This window comes from Spiribacter sp. 2438 (genome assembly GCF_009676705.1).
In the GTDB taxonomy this organism is placed as follows: domain Bacteria; phylum Pseudomonadota; class Gammaproteobacteria; order Nitrococcales; family Nitrococcaceae; genus Spiribacter.
Map to the genome: position 1 here is coordinate 908,402 of NZ_CP046046.1, position 15,858 is coordinate 924,259.

General features: G+C 63.5%; 16 protein-coding genes and 1 tRNA gene. 8 read left to right on the top strand and 9 right to left on the bottom strand.

The genetic code is table 11. The features are described from left to right. Positions 1–11: 11 nt before the first annotated feature. Positions 12–836 (bottom strand): bifunctional hydroxymethylpyrimidine kinase/phosphomethylpyrimidine kinase, encoded by an 825-nt coding sequence (gene thiD, locus GJ672_RS04605; RefSeq protein ID WP_154296108.1) that lies wholly within the window; start codon positions 834–836, stop codon positions 12–14. Next, positions 833–2,419 (bottom strand): class I adenylate-forming enzyme family protein, encoded by a 1,587-nt coding sequence (locus GJ672_RS04610; protein ID WP_154296109.1) that lies wholly within the window; start codon positions 2,417–2,419, stop codon positions 833–835. Before GJ672_RS04610 ends, thiD begins: the two co-directional genes overlap by 4 nt. 30 nt (positions 2,420–2,449) lie before the next feature. Here GJ672_RS04610 and GJ672_RS04615 point away from each other — a divergent pair, with 30 nt between their 5' ends. Beyond that, positions 2,450–3,244 carry a TatD family hydrolase gene (locus tag GJ672_RS04615; RefSeq protein WP_154296110.1) on the top strand — a complete coding sequence of 265 codons (795 nt, stop codon included), beginning with the start codon at positions 2,450–2,452 and terminating at the stop codon, positions 3,242–3,244. Here the strand turns inward: GJ672_RS04615 and dusA are convergent. Beyond that, the gene (gene dusA, locus GJ672_RS04620; protein WP_154296111.1) at positions 3,241–4,275 is read right to left on the bottom strand and encodes a tRNA dihydrouridine(20/20a) synthase DusA; all 1,035 of its coding nucleotides are present in this window, start codon (positions 4,273–4,275) and stop codon (positions 3,241–3,243) included. The genes GJ672_RS04615 and dusA overlap by 4 nt on opposite strands. Before the next feature lie 68 nt (positions 4,276–4,343). On the opposite strand from dusA, the gene GJ672_RS04625 reads away from it, so the two are divergent. The 3 genes from GJ672_RS04625 (at position 4,344) to GJ672_RS04635 (ending at position 5,513) form a co-directional block, all read left to right on the top strand. Next, positions 4,344–4,577 carry a glutaredoxin family protein gene (locus tag GJ672_RS04625; RefSeq protein WP_229381970.1) on the top strand — a complete coding sequence of 78 codons (234 nt, stop codon included), beginning with the start codon at positions 4,344–4,346 and terminating at the stop codon, positions 4,575–4,577. Between the two features lie 44 nt (positions 4,578–4,621). Further along, positions 4,622–5,137, top strand: coding sequence for a murein L,D-transpeptidase family protein (locus GJ672_RS04630; RefSeq protein ID WP_229381957.1), 516 nt, complete (start codon positions 4,622–4,624; stop codon positions 5,135–5,137). A 124-nt stretch (positions 5,138–5,261) separates the two neighbouring features. After that, positions 5,262–5,513 carry an Lpp/OprI family alanine-zipper lipoprotein gene (locus GJ672_RS04635; RefSeq protein WP_154296113.1) on the top strand — a complete coding sequence of 84 codons (252 nt, stop codon included), beginning with the start codon at positions 5,262–5,264 and terminating at the stop codon, positions 5,511–5,513. A 51-nt stretch (positions 5,514–5,564) separates the two neighbouring features. On the opposite strand, the gene GJ672_RS04640 is transcribed toward GJ672_RS04635, so the two are convergent. Beyond that, a complete protein-coding gene (locus GJ672_RS04640) occupies positions 5,565–6,560 on the bottom strand; it encodes a L,D-transpeptidase family protein (protein ID WP_229381958.1) in 996 nt (331 codons plus the stop codon). Between the two features lie 165 nt (positions 6,561–6,725). Here GJ672_RS04640 and GJ672_RS04645 point away from each other — a divergent pair, with 165 nt between their 5' ends. Beyond that, positions 6,726–7,295: a hypothetical protein gene (locus GJ672_RS04645; RefSeq protein ID WP_154296114.1), complete on the top strand. Its 570-nt coding sequence runs from the start codon at positions 6,726–6,728 to the stop codon at positions 7,293–7,295. 273 nt (positions 7,296–7,568) lie between these two features. Here the strand turns inward: GJ672_RS04645 and GJ672_RS04650 are convergent. Next, a tRNA-Ser gene (locus GJ672_RS04650) sits at positions 7,569–7,658 on the bottom strand. Between the two features lie 41 nt (positions 7,659–7,699). Beyond that, positions 7,700–8,722, bottom strand: coding sequence for a quinone-dependent dihydroorotate dehydrogenase (locus GJ672_RS04655; RefSeq protein WP_154296115.1), 1,023 nt, complete (start codon positions 8,720–8,722; stop codon positions 7,700–7,702). 74 nt (positions 8,723–8,796) lie between these two features. On the opposite strand from GJ672_RS04655, the gene GJ672_RS04660 reads away from it, so the two are divergent. Together GJ672_RS04660 and GJ672_RS04665 are read left to right on the top strand one after the other, a co-directional pair. Next, positions 8,797–9,564 (top strand): ParA family protein, encoded by a 768-nt coding sequence (locus GJ672_RS04660; protein ID WP_154296116.1) that lies wholly within the window; start codon positions 8,797–8,799, stop codon positions 9,562–9,564. Continuing rightward, the gene (locus GJ672_RS04665) at positions 9,561–10,037 is read left to right on the top strand and encodes a DUF6231 family protein (RefSeq protein WP_154296117.1); all 477 of its coding nucleotides are present in this window, start codon (positions 9,561–9,563) and stop codon (positions 10,035–10,037) included. The genes GJ672_RS04660 and GJ672_RS04665 overlap by 4 nt, the downstream gene beginning before the upstream one ends. A gap of 7 nt (positions 10,038–10,044) precedes the next feature. On the opposite strand, the gene GJ672_RS04670 is transcribed toward GJ672_RS04665, so the two are convergent. Continuing rightward, positions 10,045–10,893 (bottom strand): alpha/beta hydrolase, encoded by an 849-nt coding sequence (locus GJ672_RS04670; RefSeq protein ID WP_154296118.1) that lies wholly within the window; start codon positions 10,891–10,893, stop codon positions 10,045–10,047. A 133-nt stretch (positions 10,894–11,026) separates the two neighbouring features. On the opposite strand from GJ672_RS04670, the gene GJ672_RS04675 reads away from it, so the two are divergent. Beyond that, the gene (locus GJ672_RS04675) at positions 11,027–13,081 is read left to right on the top strand and encodes a carboxy terminal-processing peptidase (protein ID WP_154296119.1); all 2,055 of its coding nucleotides are present in this window, start codon (positions 11,027–11,029) and stop codon (positions 13,079–13,081) included. On the opposite strand, the gene recJ is transcribed toward GJ672_RS04675, so the two are convergent. Together recJ and GJ672_RS04685 are read right to left on the bottom strand one after the other, a co-directional pair. After that, on the bottom strand, positions 13,078–14,826 hold the full coding sequence (gene recJ / locus GJ672_RS04680; RefSeq protein ID WP_154296120.1) for a single-stranded-DNA-specific exonuclease RecJ: 1,749 nt from the start codon (positions 14,824–14,826) through the stop codon (positions 13,078–13,080). The two genes, GJ672_RS04675 and recJ, sit on opposite strands and share 4 nt — an antisense overlap. Continuing rightward, a complete protein-coding gene (locus tag GJ672_RS04685) occupies positions 14,823–15,857 on the bottom strand; it encodes a hypothetical protein (RefSeq protein ID WP_154296121.1) in 1,035 nt (344 codons plus the stop codon). The genes recJ and GJ672_RS04685 overlap by 4 nt, the downstream gene beginning before the upstream one ends. Between the last annotated feature and the right edge of the window lies 1 nt (position 15,858).

The window sequence follows — 15,858 nt, forward strand, 5'->3', positions numbered from 1 at the left end:
GGTCATTATGCCTACCCTGACTCGGGTTCGGATAGATCGAAGTCCGTGACCGTGTGGCCATGACGAACCGGGCCATGGCCGTTGCCCAGCGGTGTCGCCTGCTGCAAGGCAATCTGAAGATAATGACGACCCCGCGCTACGGCCTTGTCCAGGGGTAGGCCGCGGCCGATCCCCTCGGCGATGGCCGATGCGAGGGTGCAGCCGGTGCCATGGTCACATCGTGTCGGTATCCGGGGATGTCGGAACGTGGTGCAGCCCCGATCGGTGGCGAGCACGTCAACCAGCTCGTCTCCGGCCAGATGACCGCCTTTCAAAAGAACCGCCTCGCACCCCAGTTCCCTCAGTGCCTGGGCCGCCGGCTCCATCTCCTTCTGGGCCGCGAGCCGGGTACCGAGCAGTGCCTCGGCCTCCGGCACGTTCGGGGTCATCAGGGCGGCGCCGGGGACAAGACGGCTGCGCAAGCGCTCCACGGCCTCCTCGCTGACCAGGCGATCCCCACTCTGGGCCACCATGACCGGGTCCACCACGCGGGGCACCGTCGGCGCCATCTCCTCGAGACAGGTCGCCACGACATCGATCACCGTCGGTGAGTGGAGCATCCCGGTTTTGATGCAGTCGGCGCCCAGATCCGTCAGCACGGAGCTGATCTGTGCCCGAATGAAGCCCTCGGGGACCCCCATCACCTCCTGGACGCCAAGGGTGTTCTGCGCTGTCAGGGCGGTGATGGCCGTCATGCCATATCCCCCCAGCGCCATGGTGGTCTTGAGGTCGGCCTGAATGCCGGCACCGCCTCCCGAATCAGAACCGGCGATAATCAGTACCCGGGATGGTGTCACTTCGTTGTCTCCTGAGGATTGTGCAGATGGGCCGCCTGCGCGGCACGACGATCCAGCTTACCCGCGCCGGTGAGTGGCAGCGTATCCACCAGGCGGATGGCAGCCGGGCATTTGTAACTGGCCAGCCGCTCCCGCAGCCAGGCGGACAGTTCCGCCGTGGACAATTCACTCTCGGTGGCAGTGGTCACCCAGGCCACCGGGCGCTGGCCCCAGGTGGGATCCGAAACGCCGAACACCAGCGCGCCGGCAACCCGGGGGTGGGCCTGTAATGCAGCCTCCAACTCCTCGGCGGCAATGTTTTCGCCACCGCTCAGGATCACGTTGTCCAGTCGACCGAGGATTTCCACCTGATGCGCGTCGACTTCGCATGCCAAGTCGCCGGTGCGCACCCAGCCATCGTCGGTCAGGCGCTCGGTGGTCGCCGTCTCATCGTCCACATAACCCTCGAAGGTATGAGGACTGCGGAGTTGCAGTTCGCCGGGTTGGCCCGCGGCCACCGAGTGATCAGAGCCCGGAGCGACAATCCGGAAATCGCAGTGGAAGAGACCGCCTCCGACGCGGCGGTGGGTCGCTCGCAGCTGGCTGAGGCTCTCGCCGTCCCGGCTGCGCGCAAAATTGGAGGGTCCGGCCTCGGTGAGCCCGTAGGCCTGGCTTACCGGAATGCCCCGCTCGAGAAAGGGATCCATGCTCTCCGGGGCACAGGGGCCGCCGGCGGTGGTGATGCCCGTGAGGCTGGTGAGATCGGTGTCGGCAAACGTCGGTGAGCGGCTCATGGCCTGCAGCATGGCCTCCACGGCGCCGAAATGGTTCACCTGGTAACAGGGAATGCAGGCCAGCGCCGCCTCGGGGTCAAACCGCGCCTGCAACACGACGCAACCGCCGCCGTACAGAACCGGGACCACGGTATTCCAGCCGCCCACATGAAAAAACGGGAACAACACCAGTTCCCGACGGTTGCCCAGACCATCCGGGCTGGCCGCCAGCAGCTCCACCGCGTTCCAGACCATCTGTCGATGGCTGATGCGGCAGAGCTTCGGTAATCCGGTGCTGCCGCCGGTGTGGACGATCATCGCGGTATCTGCCAACGCCAGTGGCTGGTTGATTGCCTCGTTCCGGCTCGGCTCGGACGGGGAGCTGTCCGGGGTACTCATCCCTTCAAGCAATATCGCGGGGCGACCGGGCGCGAACTCACTTAGCGCCTCGACATAAGCCGCCCGCCCGACGTCGTGAAAAACCCCGACCGGTTGAAGCCGGTTTAGCAATGAACCCGCTTCAGCCGCGGCCAGGCGATGACTGACGGGGGCAAGTACCGCCCCGAGCTTGCCACAGGCGAGAAAGAGCTCCAGCGCCTCCAGACGGTTGTCGCTGATCAGCGCAATCACGTCACCCACACCAACCGAGTGCTGATTCCTTAGCCAGTAAGCGCGTCGGGTGGCCCGTTCATCGAGGTCGGCAAAAGATAACGAGCGATCATTGTCGGCATCGATCACTGCCAGGCGCCCTGGAGAAAGGGCTCGCCGCCGGCCGGCCCAGTCGCCCACCCAGTTCATGGGCTGGCGATCATGGTCGATGGGAGTATTCATGGTTGGATCCGATTCCAGCAGAATAGCGGCATGCAGTACAACCAGCTTATCGACATCGGCGTCAATCTGACCCACAGACGCTTCGCGGATGATCGGGGCGCGGTGATTGAGCGGGCCCTGGCCGCCGGTGTTCACCGCATGATCGCCACCGGCGTGACGCTGGCGGAGTCCCGGGCGGCGCTCTCACTGGCGGCGGAGTATCCGAACGTTCTGTCCGCGACCGCCGGCGTCCATCCCCATCATGCCAGCGAGTGGACCGGCGACAGCGAGGCCGAACTGGCAGAACTGCTTGCGATGCCCCGCGCCGTGGCGGCGGGAGAGACCGGACTCGACTACAACCGGGATTTCTCTCCCCGGGATGCCCAGCGGCGGGCATTTGAGGCCCAGTTGAGCCTGGCGGCGGCGCATAACCGGCCGGCTTTCCTGCATCATCGAGACGCGGAATCGGATTTTCTGGCCATCCTCAAAGAGCAGCGTGACGGCCTGAGCGCGGCGGTGCTGCACTGCTTTACCGGCGATCGGGCTTTTCTGTACCGATGCCTGGACCTTGATCTGCATATTGGCGTGACGGGCTGGGTCTGTGACAGCCGTCGGGGCACTGATCTGCGGGCCTGTGTCGCCAGCATTCCGGAAGACCGGCTGATGATTGAGACCGACGCCCCCTTCCTCCTGCCCGCGGACTTGCCGGAGAAACCACCCAAGCGTCGCAATGAGCCGGCCTTCCTGCCCCACGTCCTCGAGACGGTGGCCGATCTTCGGTCTGATGACCCCCACTCCCTGGCAATGCGAACGTCGGCGAACGCCCGACGTTTGTTCGCGCTCTAGCGGGCGGCGGTGGCTGCAGCGGCTTCCGGCGCCTCGGCGCGGCGTGCCATAACCGCTCGCCATTGAGCCAGGGCATCATCGATAACGCCCGGCCCGGCACCTGGCCGTGCGGCGCCCTCGCTGAGCGCGCGTCTCCAGACTCTGGCACCGGGCAGTCCCTGGAAAAGGCCGCTGAGATGTCGAGTGAACCGGGATATGGGGACGCCGGGTCGGTGCTGCCGGACCACGTAATCCCGATAGTGCCGGGCCACTTCCACCCGATCGGGGATCGCCGCTTTGGTATCGGCGAAAATCCGGCGATCGGCGAAGGCCAGTAACCAGGGGTTGTGATAAGCCTCGCGGCCAACCATGACGCCATCCAGGGTTTGCAGCCATTCGCCGCACGTCTCCAGATCGCGGATGCCGCCGTTCAGGACCAGGGGCAACTCGGGGAAATCCGCCTTCAGTGCCGCCACGCGGTCATAACGCAGGGGCGGAATCTCGCGGTTCTGCTTGGGCGAGAGGCCATTCAGCCATGCCTTGCGGGCGTGAACGATGAGCGCGCTGACCCCGGCGGCCAGCACCGATTCGGTGAAATGGCATAGCTGCGAATAATCGTCATCGTGATCTACCCCGATACGGCATTTCACGGTCACGGGGCGATCGGTTTCTTCCCGCATGGCTCGAACCAGATCGCCCACCAGGGCCGGCTCCCTCATCAGGCAGGCGCCAAACCGCCCGGAACGGACCCGCTCACTGGGGCAGCCTACATTGAGGTTGATTTCATCGTATCCCCACCGGGTGCCCAGCCGTGTCCCGTACGCCAGTTGCTCCACATCGGCTCCTCCCAACTGAAGGGCCACCGGGCGCTCCGAGGGATCGCCGCTGAGGAATCGGGCTGGATCGTTGTGCCACAGGGCCTGGGCCGGGACCATTTCGGTATAGAGCCGGGTGTGCCGACTGATCAGTCGCAGCAGATACCGGCAGGCCGGGTCGGTCCAGTCCATCATCGGGGCCACGCTGAGGCGCAAATCCATGGGGCTGATTGGCATTGCTTATCCGGGGTACTATTTCCTGCAGAACGGGCAGAGGTTATCACGGGGCGCTCAGCGTGAAGGTCATGCATTTCTACACCACGGAAGGCTGTCGGCTTTGTGACGAGGCACTGCAATGGGTCATTCCGATCATGGAACGGCTGAGTGTGAAACTCGAGGTGATCGAAATTATGGATGAGGCGTCGCTGGAAAAAGCCTACGGGGAGCGGATTCCGGTGCTGGCGTGGTCCCATGGTGCGGAATCGCTGGATTGGCCTTTTGATCGTGCTGCCGTCTACCGCTTTGGGATGCACTCATGAAACGCGGATGGTGCCGGATACGGCTATTGGCTTGCCTCGGCATCATGTTGGCCGCCCCCCCAGGCATGGCGGCTTACGACGGCATCTGGGTCCATGTGGACACCAATCAGTCCGTGACCGAGGTCCGGCGCGGGGACCAGTCCCTGCTGGTCCTCGACCACGTGGCTTTTGGCCGCGGCGGGTTTGAAGAGGTCCGGCTGCGGGGCAGTCATCAAACACCCCTTGGTGAATTCCGGATTAACCGCATCAATCGTCAGAGCCGCTTCCATATTTTTCTTGGCATTGACTATCCCCGCCGTACCCATCTGGACGAGGCCCTCGCGCGAGGTCTCATCGATCAGAGCCAGCACCGTGAGGCCGTGGCCTACGTGGAGCGCAACGGTTACGTCTCCCAGGTCGGTCCCCTCGGCGGCCATTTGGGTTTCCACGGGATTGGGGCCGGCGACCCGGATATCCATGACCGTTTCCACTGGACTCAGGGATGCATCGCGATGACCAATGAACAGGTCGAGGCGTTCTATGAATTCGTTGACGTGGGTACACCGGTGGTTATTGAGTAGCCGCGGGAGGGGTTGAAACGTTTCGGGGGAAGCGTAATCATGCGTCGGACGCGAGCGGTGAGCGAAATTCGCCGCCCCGGTCAATGCGATTGCAATCGATAAGTATCGAAACAGGAGTTTAATAATGAGTCATTCGCTGAAAACGCTGCTCAAGCTGACTGCAGCCAGCGCCGCTCTGGCCCTGCTGGTAGGCTGTGCCGCCCAGCAGGCCGAGATTGATGAGGTTCGTTCCATGGCCGAAGCCGCCATGGATGAAGCCAGTGCCGCCCGCTTCACGGCTGAGGGTGCCGAGATGGCTGCCAGCCGCGCCCAGGACACGGCAGACGAGAACAGCGAGAAGATCGATCGCATGTTCGAGCGGTCGATGTACAAGTAAGCAGGGTTCACTCTGCATGAAAAGCCCCGCTCCGGCGGGGCTTTTTTTGTCTTAGTCGAGCGCGGATAGGGGTCCAACCAGTGACTCCCGACCCTCCCGGGCCGCGGCCGGATGCCGGGAAATGACTTCAGGGATGCCGTCCGCTTCCTGAACGCTGCGGGTCAGCCGCTGGTGATCAATCCGCCCGTCCCCTCGCTCAAGCGCCGTTGCAACCGCCAGCACCGCCTCTTCCAGCGTGGGTGGCTCGGCAGCATCAAAGCCGTTCTCGGCATCATCCGGCAGCACCGGGTGGATCTCCACCAGAAGCCCATCCTCTGACCAGCCCGCCTTTACGGGTTGATTGACGATGTTGACCCGTGTGCCCCGGGGGACACGATGGAAGAGCGACTCGACATCCTCGGGAAACATGCGAATGCACCCGTGGGTCACTCGCATTCCAATGCCCCGCGGCTCATTGGTGCCATGGATCAGGTAAGCGCCACCGGGAATATCCAGCCGTATCCGGTGACGGCCCAGCGGATTGTCCGGCCCCGGCGGTACCACCTCGGGCAGTGGTCGACCCTGACGGGCCCGCTCTTCGCGAATGGACTGCGGTGGGATCCAGTGCGGGTTTTCTGTTCGCTCGGTTATCCGGCTGACTCCCAGAGGTGTCGACCAGTCCATGCGACCCACACTGATGGGATAGGTCTCAACGGTCCCCGCCTTGTCGCTGTAATCGCCGGGATAGTAGTAAAGCCGCATCTCCGCCAGGTTGATGACGATGCCTTCGCGTTTCGCATCCGGGAGGATGAATCGGTTCGGGATGACAATTCCAGTGCCCTCCCCCGGGAGCCACGTATCGACTCCGGGATTGGCGCGCCGCATTTCCTCGAATCCAACACCGTGTTCACGTCCGAGTGAGAGCAGGGTGTCCTCATGGCGGGCTTCCAGCGTTCGCACCTCCCCGACGACATCGACGCCGTCCGGTGGCAATGGGAAACTTTGTCCATTGGCACTGCCCACGACGAATATCAACAACAGAAACAGAATGTTGTGGCGTGATGACACTGGTTTTTCCACCCTCAGATCATTTCTACTGGCGATGATTCTCGCGCTTTCCGGTCTGATAAGCGAGACCGGCAATGGGAACCCGTGCTCGCTAACAATCCGTTTAACGCTAAAATTTGACAATGCGGGGTTCGTTTCGTGCCGGAAATGCGCAATACTGTCGGTATGAAGACATGGAAGCCGCTCCTCGCTATCGCAACCGTTGCCGGCAGCCTTTTGGTGGCGGGGCCTGCGTTTGCGACCGGCTGGGCCGCCGGGGATCAGCCTGACCTCGAGCTCACCGCTCGGCTGAGCGAGCGCTTGGACATCCGCTTCGGTGTTTCCACCACTGACCCGGAACCGCTGCTCACTGATGCAGCTGACCGGGCTCTCAATGGGAGCACCCCGACTGCGGTCTCCACGATGGTGGATTGGTCGTTCAACGACACCGGCATGCGAATGACCGGCGGGATGCTGTACGGGGCCAATCTGTTATCTGAGGGCTTCAATCCCCCGGCGAGTCTCAACGGCGACGACATGAGAAGCTATGTGGGCATCGGTTATGACGGGGACCTGGGTATGGAAGGCCGTCTGGGGCTGTCCATCGACATGGGGCTGACGTTTGACAGCTTGCCTGGCACCACCGGGGCGTCCAGTTCCAGCGACCGGGCCGAACAGGACGCCATTCTGGGCAGCCGATTCGAAAGTTTCCGCACCAGTCCCAGCGTATCCGCGGGCGTCGAATACCGATTCTGACAGCACTCCGCGTCCCAATGGCCTCGCGGCGATTGGTGGAATCCAAACTTTCATCAGACAAATAAAAAGGGGCTCATGGCCCCTCTTTTTTTGTCTGGCGGAGAGGGAGGGATTGATTCGGCCCTCCGGGCCTCACCCTTCGGGCGCGTCGCTACGCTCCGCGTCCCAATCGCCTCCCGGCGATTGGTCGAACCCCATCTTCTGGCTCCGGGGGTTCGAACCCCGGGCACGGCCAGATACAAAAACGGGCCCTGAAGGGCCCGCTTTCGTATCTGGCGGAGAGGGAGGGATTCGAACCCCCGGAGCCCGTGAAGGCTCAACGGATTTCAAGTCCGCCGCATTCGACCACTCTGCCACCTCTCCAGACCGCGTATTGTCGCCGGGAGGTTGTCGGCGGGCAAGGGTTACCGATGGCGGACATCACGAATGGCTTGGGCACTGGCTTGAATCAGTCGGGGCCCGTGGTAGATGAATCCAGTGTAGAGCTGAACCAGGTTGGCACCAGCCTGGATTTTTTCGACGGCGTCGTCAGCCGTCATGATGCCGCCGACACCAATGATGGGCAGGTCGGGGCCGCTGAGCATGCGGATTCGAGCGACGACGGCCGTGGCACGATCCCGCAACGGCCGGCCGCTCAAACCGCCCTCCTCATCGGCCCGGACGTTCCCCAGCACGGCGGATCGGTCAACGGTGGTATTCGTGGCCGTGAGACCATCGATCCCGCATTCCAGCAATGCCTCCACGGTCTCGTCGAGCTCGCGGTCATTCATGTCAGGCGCCAGCTTGACCAAAAGCGGTACCCGGCGTTTATTGGTTGCCGTGAATTCGTCACGCCGAGCCATCAGGGGGCGAATCAGGCCACCGACAGCTCCACCACTCTGCAGATCCCTCAGTCCCGGGGTGTTGGGGGATGAGAGATTGACCACCACGTAATCCGCCCAGGGCAGAACCGTCGACAGACAGGATTCATAATCCTCCAGCGCCGACTCCAGCGGCGTCGTGCGGTTTTTACCGATATTGATGCCCAGGGGCAGATCGGTGTCCGCCTTTCGAAGGTTTTCCACCAGGTTTCCAGCCCCGCGATTGTTAAAGCCGAGGCGATTGATCAGCGCCTCATGCTCGACCAGCCGAAACACCCGCGGTTGCGGGTTACCCGGTTGGGGCATGGGCGTCACGGTGCCCAACTCCAGGAAGCCGAAGCCGGCGGTGGCGAGGCCGGCTATGTGCTCGCCGTCCTTGTCCATGCCCGCTGATAACCCGACGGCATTGGGGAACTGCACGCCCATCAGCGTCTGGGGATCGTCAACTCGCGAGGGTTTGAACGGACCGATGCGTGCCTTGGCCGTCAAATCGAGCCCCCGGAGAGCGACCGCGTGGGCCCGCTCGGGTGGCAGGCGGAACAACAGCTTGCGGGCGATTTGGAACATGGAAGCACTCGACCTGGTTGACTGGCCCGCCTAGACTGACGGAGAGCGACAGAATAATAGCAGGGAGGCGATCAATGCGCCGCGTGGTTTTCAATCAGAAGGGCGGTGTGGGCAAGTCCACCATTACCTGCAACCTGGCCGCCGCCGCCGCTGCTTCCGGGCTTCGTACACTGGTCATCGACCTGGATGCACAGGGCAATTCCACCCGCTATCTGCTGGGCGCCAACCCTGATGAGATGGCGGGTACCGCCGCGGAGTACTTCGAAGACACATTGAGTCATCGGATTTATCCACGGGGCCTTGAGGCGTTCGTTCATTCCTCGCCTTATTCAAATCTGGCGGTCCTGCCGGCCCACGGGGAGTTGGATACGCTGCACACACGACTGGAGTCCCGCTACAAAATCTACAAGCTGCGGGAGGCCCTCGAAGCGCTGGAGGCCTTTGACCGGGTCTATATCGACACTCCGCCGGCCATGAATTTCTACACCCGCTCGGCATTGATTGCCGCTGATCGATGTCTCATTCCGTTTGATTGTGACGCGTTTGCAGGTCATGCCCTGAATGAACTCATGGACACGGTTCGGGAGCTCCAGGCCGACCATAACCCGGGCCTGGAGGTTGAGGGTGTCGTGGTGAATCAGTTTCAGGCGCGCGCTCGACTGCCGGCGGAACTGGTGGCCGGGTTGCGGGGCGCTGGCCATCGGATTCTTGAGCCGTACCTGTCCGCATCCGTTAAAGTCCGGGAGTCCCATGAAGCCTCCCGGCCGCTGGTTGACCTGGCGCCACGGCATAAATTGGCGGGGGAATTCATGGCGTTGCACGATGCGCTGGAGTCGCCATGAGCCCGGTCATCGATACCGACGCGTTTCTCGAAGAACTGCTGCAGGCAGACGCCCCTGCTTCCCTGCTGATCGTCACCCAGGCTGAAACCCTGGGCCGCCGGGTCGAGGCACAACCCGGTGGGCACTGGATTGACGGGTACCCCGGGGAAGACGCGCTGCCGCCCGCCGGGCTGGATCTCGCCATTGTGGACGCGTCGGGTGAATGGCCAGCGGGAACCCTGCCAAGCCTGGTCAGCCGTTTACGCGATATCCTGGCCCGTCGGGTGGTCATACTGGCCCGGGCCGACGACGGCGGAGAGCTCAATCGCGGTGCGCTGGTAGGGCTGGGATTCCATCGCCTCGGTCTGAGCCAGGACGACAGCGGACGGCGCCGCTGGTATGAGTTCGATATGGCGCACTATAAGGTGACTCCGGACTGGCTGAATTCCCGCCATTGGGCCAATCCGGAGTTATGGGACAAATACCGCTGGTAGCTGGCCGCTACCGCACGCCATCCGCCCAAAGGCCCCTCAGAATCTCGTCCGCCAGATCCGACCAGTCCGGTTCCAGCATCATGGCATGGGCCATCTTTGGCATCTCCAACCAGTCGGCGTCCCAAAGCTGGGCGACGAGGCGGGTCTCTCCGGCAGAGAACAGTGCGTCTCTCTCCCCTGCGATGACGCGAATGGGCGGCGCAGGGTTCACAAGAAACGGCCGACCGCTGCAACTGCCGAGGGACATCTCCCACAGCGCCCGCTGGGACTCAGGCTGCACCTGCTCCGTGTAGCGCGCCAGTTGATCGCTGCTTAGCCGATCGGAAAACACCGCCCGCCGGGCGATATCGGGGTCCACCTGGCTACTGCCAATGGTCTGCATGAGGCCGAATTGAGTGAACAGCATCGGGTCAGTCCACATCATCCTCAGGGTGGATGGCATCAGGCCCTGAGGCGGAACGGGCGCCAATAGAACCGCCGCCTGAGCCGGATGCTGTTCAAGATAGCGCTGAACCACCAACGCCCCCATGGAATGGCCAATCAAAACCGGCGGTGGGCCCTCGAGCTCGGTGATGACCCATTCGAGATCCTTGACGTAATCCCCGATGCCGGGATACCCGAAGGCGCCGCCGGAATCGCTGCTGCCGTGGCCGCGCAGGCTGGGTGCAATCGCCCGAAAGCCACGATCAGCAAAGTAGCTCAGAAAATGCTCTGCCCAACACCAGGCTCCCACATAGGCGCCGTGAACAAATACGATCGGCGTTGCCCGGGCGTCCGAGTCGGCGGCTGGACTTGCCGTCAGAACCTCCAGATTGGGCGATTGCTGCGGTGAAGTGAGTATGGAGTCAACAAACATTGGTTTCCTCGGGTAGGCAGGCGGGATACTCTACGAGATCAAGGTCAGGATATCCGAGCCGCAACTGTGGTCTATACAAGGTCCCACTGACAAGCGAGGCTGGACATTGAGTTACTCAACACCCCGATGGTTGATGACGGCGACCCTTGCCGCACTCCTCATCATGCCGTCGACGGCGATTTCCATCGAACGACTGAGCCCGGAGCCGGTTCATACCCAGGCGGGCCCGGTCGTTGGCCAACTCCTCTCACGATATCACTATCGGGATCAATCCCTTGACGAAGAGCTCTCCCGGAAAGTCTACGACGCCTATTTCGAGGCGCTGGATCCGGAGCGCTATTACTTCCTCGAAGAGGACCTGATGGAGTTCCGGCATCGCGATGACTCGCTGGCGCAGGAGCTGCGGAGCGGCCGGCTGGATACCGCCTTCGATATCTTTGCGCGTTACCGGCAGCGGGTCGAACAGCGCAGTGATTTCGCGCGGGATATCCTTGATACCTCGCTGGATTTCACCACCGATGAAACCTTCGATCCCGATCGTCGGGAGGCCGGGTGGGCCGAAAGCCGCCAGGAGCTTGACGAGATCTGGCGCAAGCGGATTGCCCATGATGCCCTGACGCAGATGATGAGCGGGCGGCAATGGGACGAGGTCCGGGAGTCGTTGCAGGGCCGCTACCAGCGGGTCGCGACCAATCTTGAGCAGTATGACGCCGAGGACGTCTTCCAGGCCTACATGAGCACTTGGGCTGGTCAGTTCGACCCCCACAGCAGCTATATGTCACCTCGTCGTTCCGAGAATTTCGACATCAACATGCGCCTCTCCCTCGAAGGCATCGGCGCGATGCTGAGCAGCGAGGGGGATTTCGTTGAAGTGGTGGAACTGATCTCGGGCGGACCGGCCGCCAACAGTGGGCAGATCTCTTCCGGTGATCGGATTGTGGGCGTCGGTCAGGAAGCGGATGGCATTGAAGATGTGGTGGGCCGTCGCCTGTCCGATGTCGTTGACCTCATTCGTGGACCAAAGGGCTCAACGGTGTATCTGCGGATCCTCCCCGATGGCGGCGATGGCCGTGAGCGCACCATCGCCCTGGAACGCAATACCGTGGAACTGGAAGAGCAGGCGGCCCAGGCCGAAGTGCGTGAGGTGGAAAGAGAGGGAGAAACCCTCAACATCGGAGTGATCACCCTCCCCGCCTTCTACGCCGATTTTGAGGCCGCCAGCGCCGGTGATGAGGACTATCGCAGCACCACGGAAGACGTTCGGCGCCTGCTGGAATCCGACAAACTGGCGGAGATCGATGGGCTGATCATCGACCTGCGGGGCAATAGCGGGGGTTCACTGGAGGAAGCCGTGCGCCTGACCAGCCTGTTCCTGAATGATGGACCGGTGGTGCAGGTCAACCGCAGCAATGGTCGTCGGGAAGTGCTTCGCGATACCAGCGGCCAGGCCCTTCGCTATACCGGACCGCTGGGCGTGATGGTGGACCATGGCAGTGCCTCCGCATCCGAGATCTTTGCCGCCGCGGTGCAGGACTATGGTCGCGGGGTGATCATGGGCAATCAGACTTTCGGCAAGGGCACCGTGCAGAGCCTGGTCGGCCTGGATCGGTTTGGCGTGGGTGATGCGAATACAACCACCGGCCGCCTCAAGCTCACCATCGCGAAGTTCTATCGGGTGAACGGAGAGAGCACCCAGCTCGAGGGCGTGACGCCGGATCTGGCGCTTCCATCGCCCTTTACCAGCGACGAGTCCGGAGAGCGCGCCGCCGATCGGGCGCTACCCTGGAACACCATCAGCGCCGCCGACTACCGCCGAGTCGGCACGCTGGACGCCCACCTGGATGAACTCCGTGTCCGCCACCTTGACCGCCTGAGTACCGAGCCGGCGCTGATCAGCGTCGCCCGTGAGGCGGAGCTACTGCGCGAGGAGCGCCGGGAGACCGAGGTCAGTCTCAACGAGGAGGTTCGTCGGGCCACCATGGAAGCGCGGGACCAGGCGCGACTGGAGGCCACCAACGCCCGTTTGGCCGCCTACGGTCGCCCGCTGCTGGAGAGCCTGGAAGACAAGGACCGAGATGAGTTGCCGGATGTCCTGCTGGACGAAGGAGTCGAAGTCCTGGGTGACCTGGCTGTCCTGATGGCCAGCGACCGGTCGCTGCTGAAGGCTCAGGGCGCGGCCGCCAACTAGGCGGCTGCCAGATGCTCCACCACCAGCTGGAGCCGTTCCTGGCCCCGGAAGTGGTTGACGTCCAGTCGGAACACGGCTTCGACGCGCCCCTCTCCCAGCTGGTCCCAACCCCGGTCCATGGCATTGAAAGCAATGGCATCCAGGGCACTCGCATCGCCGGTAGTGGGCCTGAGACTCAGCTTGAGATGCCCCTGACCGACTTCCCGTTGGGTGAGAATCGTGAAAAATCCCCGAAAACAGGGCTCTGGAAACCCGGGGCCCCAGGGGCCGCCCTCCCGAATCGCCCGCGCGCATCTCAGGGTGAACTCATCCGGGTTCAGCTCACCATCCGTCTCGATCACCAGGCCGTTGTCGGATAGTCCCGGCCAGTCGGCACTGACCTGGTCCAGGACCTGCTGGAATGTGTCGTACTGCGTCTCGCGTAATGTCAGACCCGCTGCCATGGCGTGACCGCCGAACTGCTGGATGAGCTCGCCGCGAGTCCGGGTGTCGATGGCCTCAACCAGATCCCGTATGTGGACGCCGGGTATTGAGCGACCAGACCCCTTGATCCAGCCATCTTCGCCCGGCGCAAAGGCGATCACGGGCCGCTGAAAGTGGTCCTTGAGCCGGGAGGCCACGATGCCGATCACCCCCTGGTGCCATTCCGGATCGAACAGGCATAGCACGCGATCATCGTTATCCGGATTGGCGTCTGCCGCCGCCTGAATGGCGATGAGAGCCTCCTCTCGCATGCTGGTCTCGAGCTCGCGCCGCCGACGGTTCATGCCATCCAGTTGCGCGGCCAGTTCGGCCGCACGGGCCGGGTCTTCGGTTAACAGGAGTTCAATGCCAACGCTCATGTCCCCCAGACGCCCGGCCGCGTTCAGCCGTGGCCCGGCGGCAAAGCCCATGTCCGCCGCGGTCACCCGGCGGGATTGCCGGCCGGCGATGTCCAGGAGGGCGTTCACGCCTGCCGTGCCGTGCCCCGCCCGGATTCGTTTCAGGCCGTGGCTCACCAGCAGCCGGTTCATGCGATCCATGGGGACCACGTCGGCGACGGTGCCCAGCGCCACCAGGTCGAGCCAGGCCACCAGATTCGGCTCAGGCTGCGCGTCATCAAACCACCCACGCTCCCGGAGGACGCGCCGGACGCCCAGCATGGTGCAGAAGCACACGCCGACCCCGGCCAACGCCTGGCCCTCGAAGGCTTCACTGTTCACGCGAGGATTAACAATCGCCACGGCGTCCGGAAGGGATGGACCCGGGAGATGATGATCAGTGATCACCACGGGGATTGAGGCGGCTTTGGCGGCTTCGACGCCCTCATGAGCCGAGATGCCGTTATCCACGGTCATGATCAGATCCGGCGAACGCTCTCGTGCAACCTGGACGAGGCCCTCGGTGAGCCCGTAGCCGTACTCGAACCGGTTCGGCACCAGGAAGTCGACCCGGGTGGCCCCGAACGCTTCCAGACATCGTATGGCCAGCGCCGTGCTGGTGGCGCCATCCGCATCGAAGTCCCCCACCACCAGCACTCGGCGATCCGCCATGACGGCGTCCGCGAGCGTCTCGGCGGCGGTCTGCAGGCCCTGGATACCACGGGGATCCGGCAAACTGGCGAGGCGGTAATCCAGGTCATCCGCGGTTTGCACGCCCCGCGACGCATACAGCCGAGCCAGAACCGGGGACAACTCCGCTGGCAGGGTGGGCAGCGGATTCGGCACGGCCCGATCCTGCAGGCGCGGCGATGCAGCGCGGCTCATTCCCGGACCATGAAGGTCGCCAGATCCCGGGGGCGCCGCCAGAAGCGCCACCGGGCCGACGCATCCGCGATGTGGACACGCCCCGCCCCGTCATGAATGCGGAGCGCTGTGTCGCCCGTCTTTACCGGCGCCAACAGGGGCCCGGCGACTTCCTGCTCGAAGCGTTGAAGGGCTTCCAGCCATCCCTGGGCGTCGCCACCGAGCATGGCGGTTTCGGCGTCCAGCCAGATGACCAGCGAATCCCCGCTGGCCGTTTGCTGCGAGACCGGAGGGCGATTGGAGGGCTGCAGGGTTTCAGCCCCTTGAGCGACGGTGCCGCCGAGGCGTGCGAGGCCTCGGCTCAGGGAATCCTTGCCCACCACCGACTGCGCCGGCAGGGATGTCCCTGACAGCGGACCACCCCCCCAGAACCACAGGCCATTCAGTGTGGGTTCGCCCCGCTGTTCGCGCTCGGTGTTCACCGGGTGGTCATGCAACAGCATCTGAACTTCGTTAAGCAGTTGTCGCCAGCGGCGCGAAGCCTCTTCTGCCGGCAGGACCGTGTCCAGATAACGCCCGGCGACACGACTAAGCGGAGGGAGATCGGGGCCGGGGGGGTGGTCACAGAGCAGCAGCCAGTCGCCCTCTTGCCAGATCAGCGCCAATCCATCGCCGCCAAAGTTCCGGTTGAAGTGTTCGGTCAGGGTGTGGGCTTCTTCCTCGGAGGGCTGCATGGAGTCGCCGGCGAATAACAGCAGGCGATCACGATCTGGTTGCAGATGGACTGCGGAGGCGCGAAAGCAATGCTGCCCCGTGTCACCGGCCATTTCATGGGCCGCCGCCACCAGGGACCCGGAGGCCGGCAGTTCGGGACGCAGCCCCCTGAGAATGGATTCGGCATCATCGCCGGGGAAGGGTTGCTGGCGGCTGCGGGCGAGCAACCATTCGGTGGCGGGGAACGGACCGGCCGATGCCACGGCGCCTGCCAGCGTTTCGGGGACCGGACCGAGCAAACGAGGCGCGATGCAGTCAACCCGTGCTCTCGCACTCATC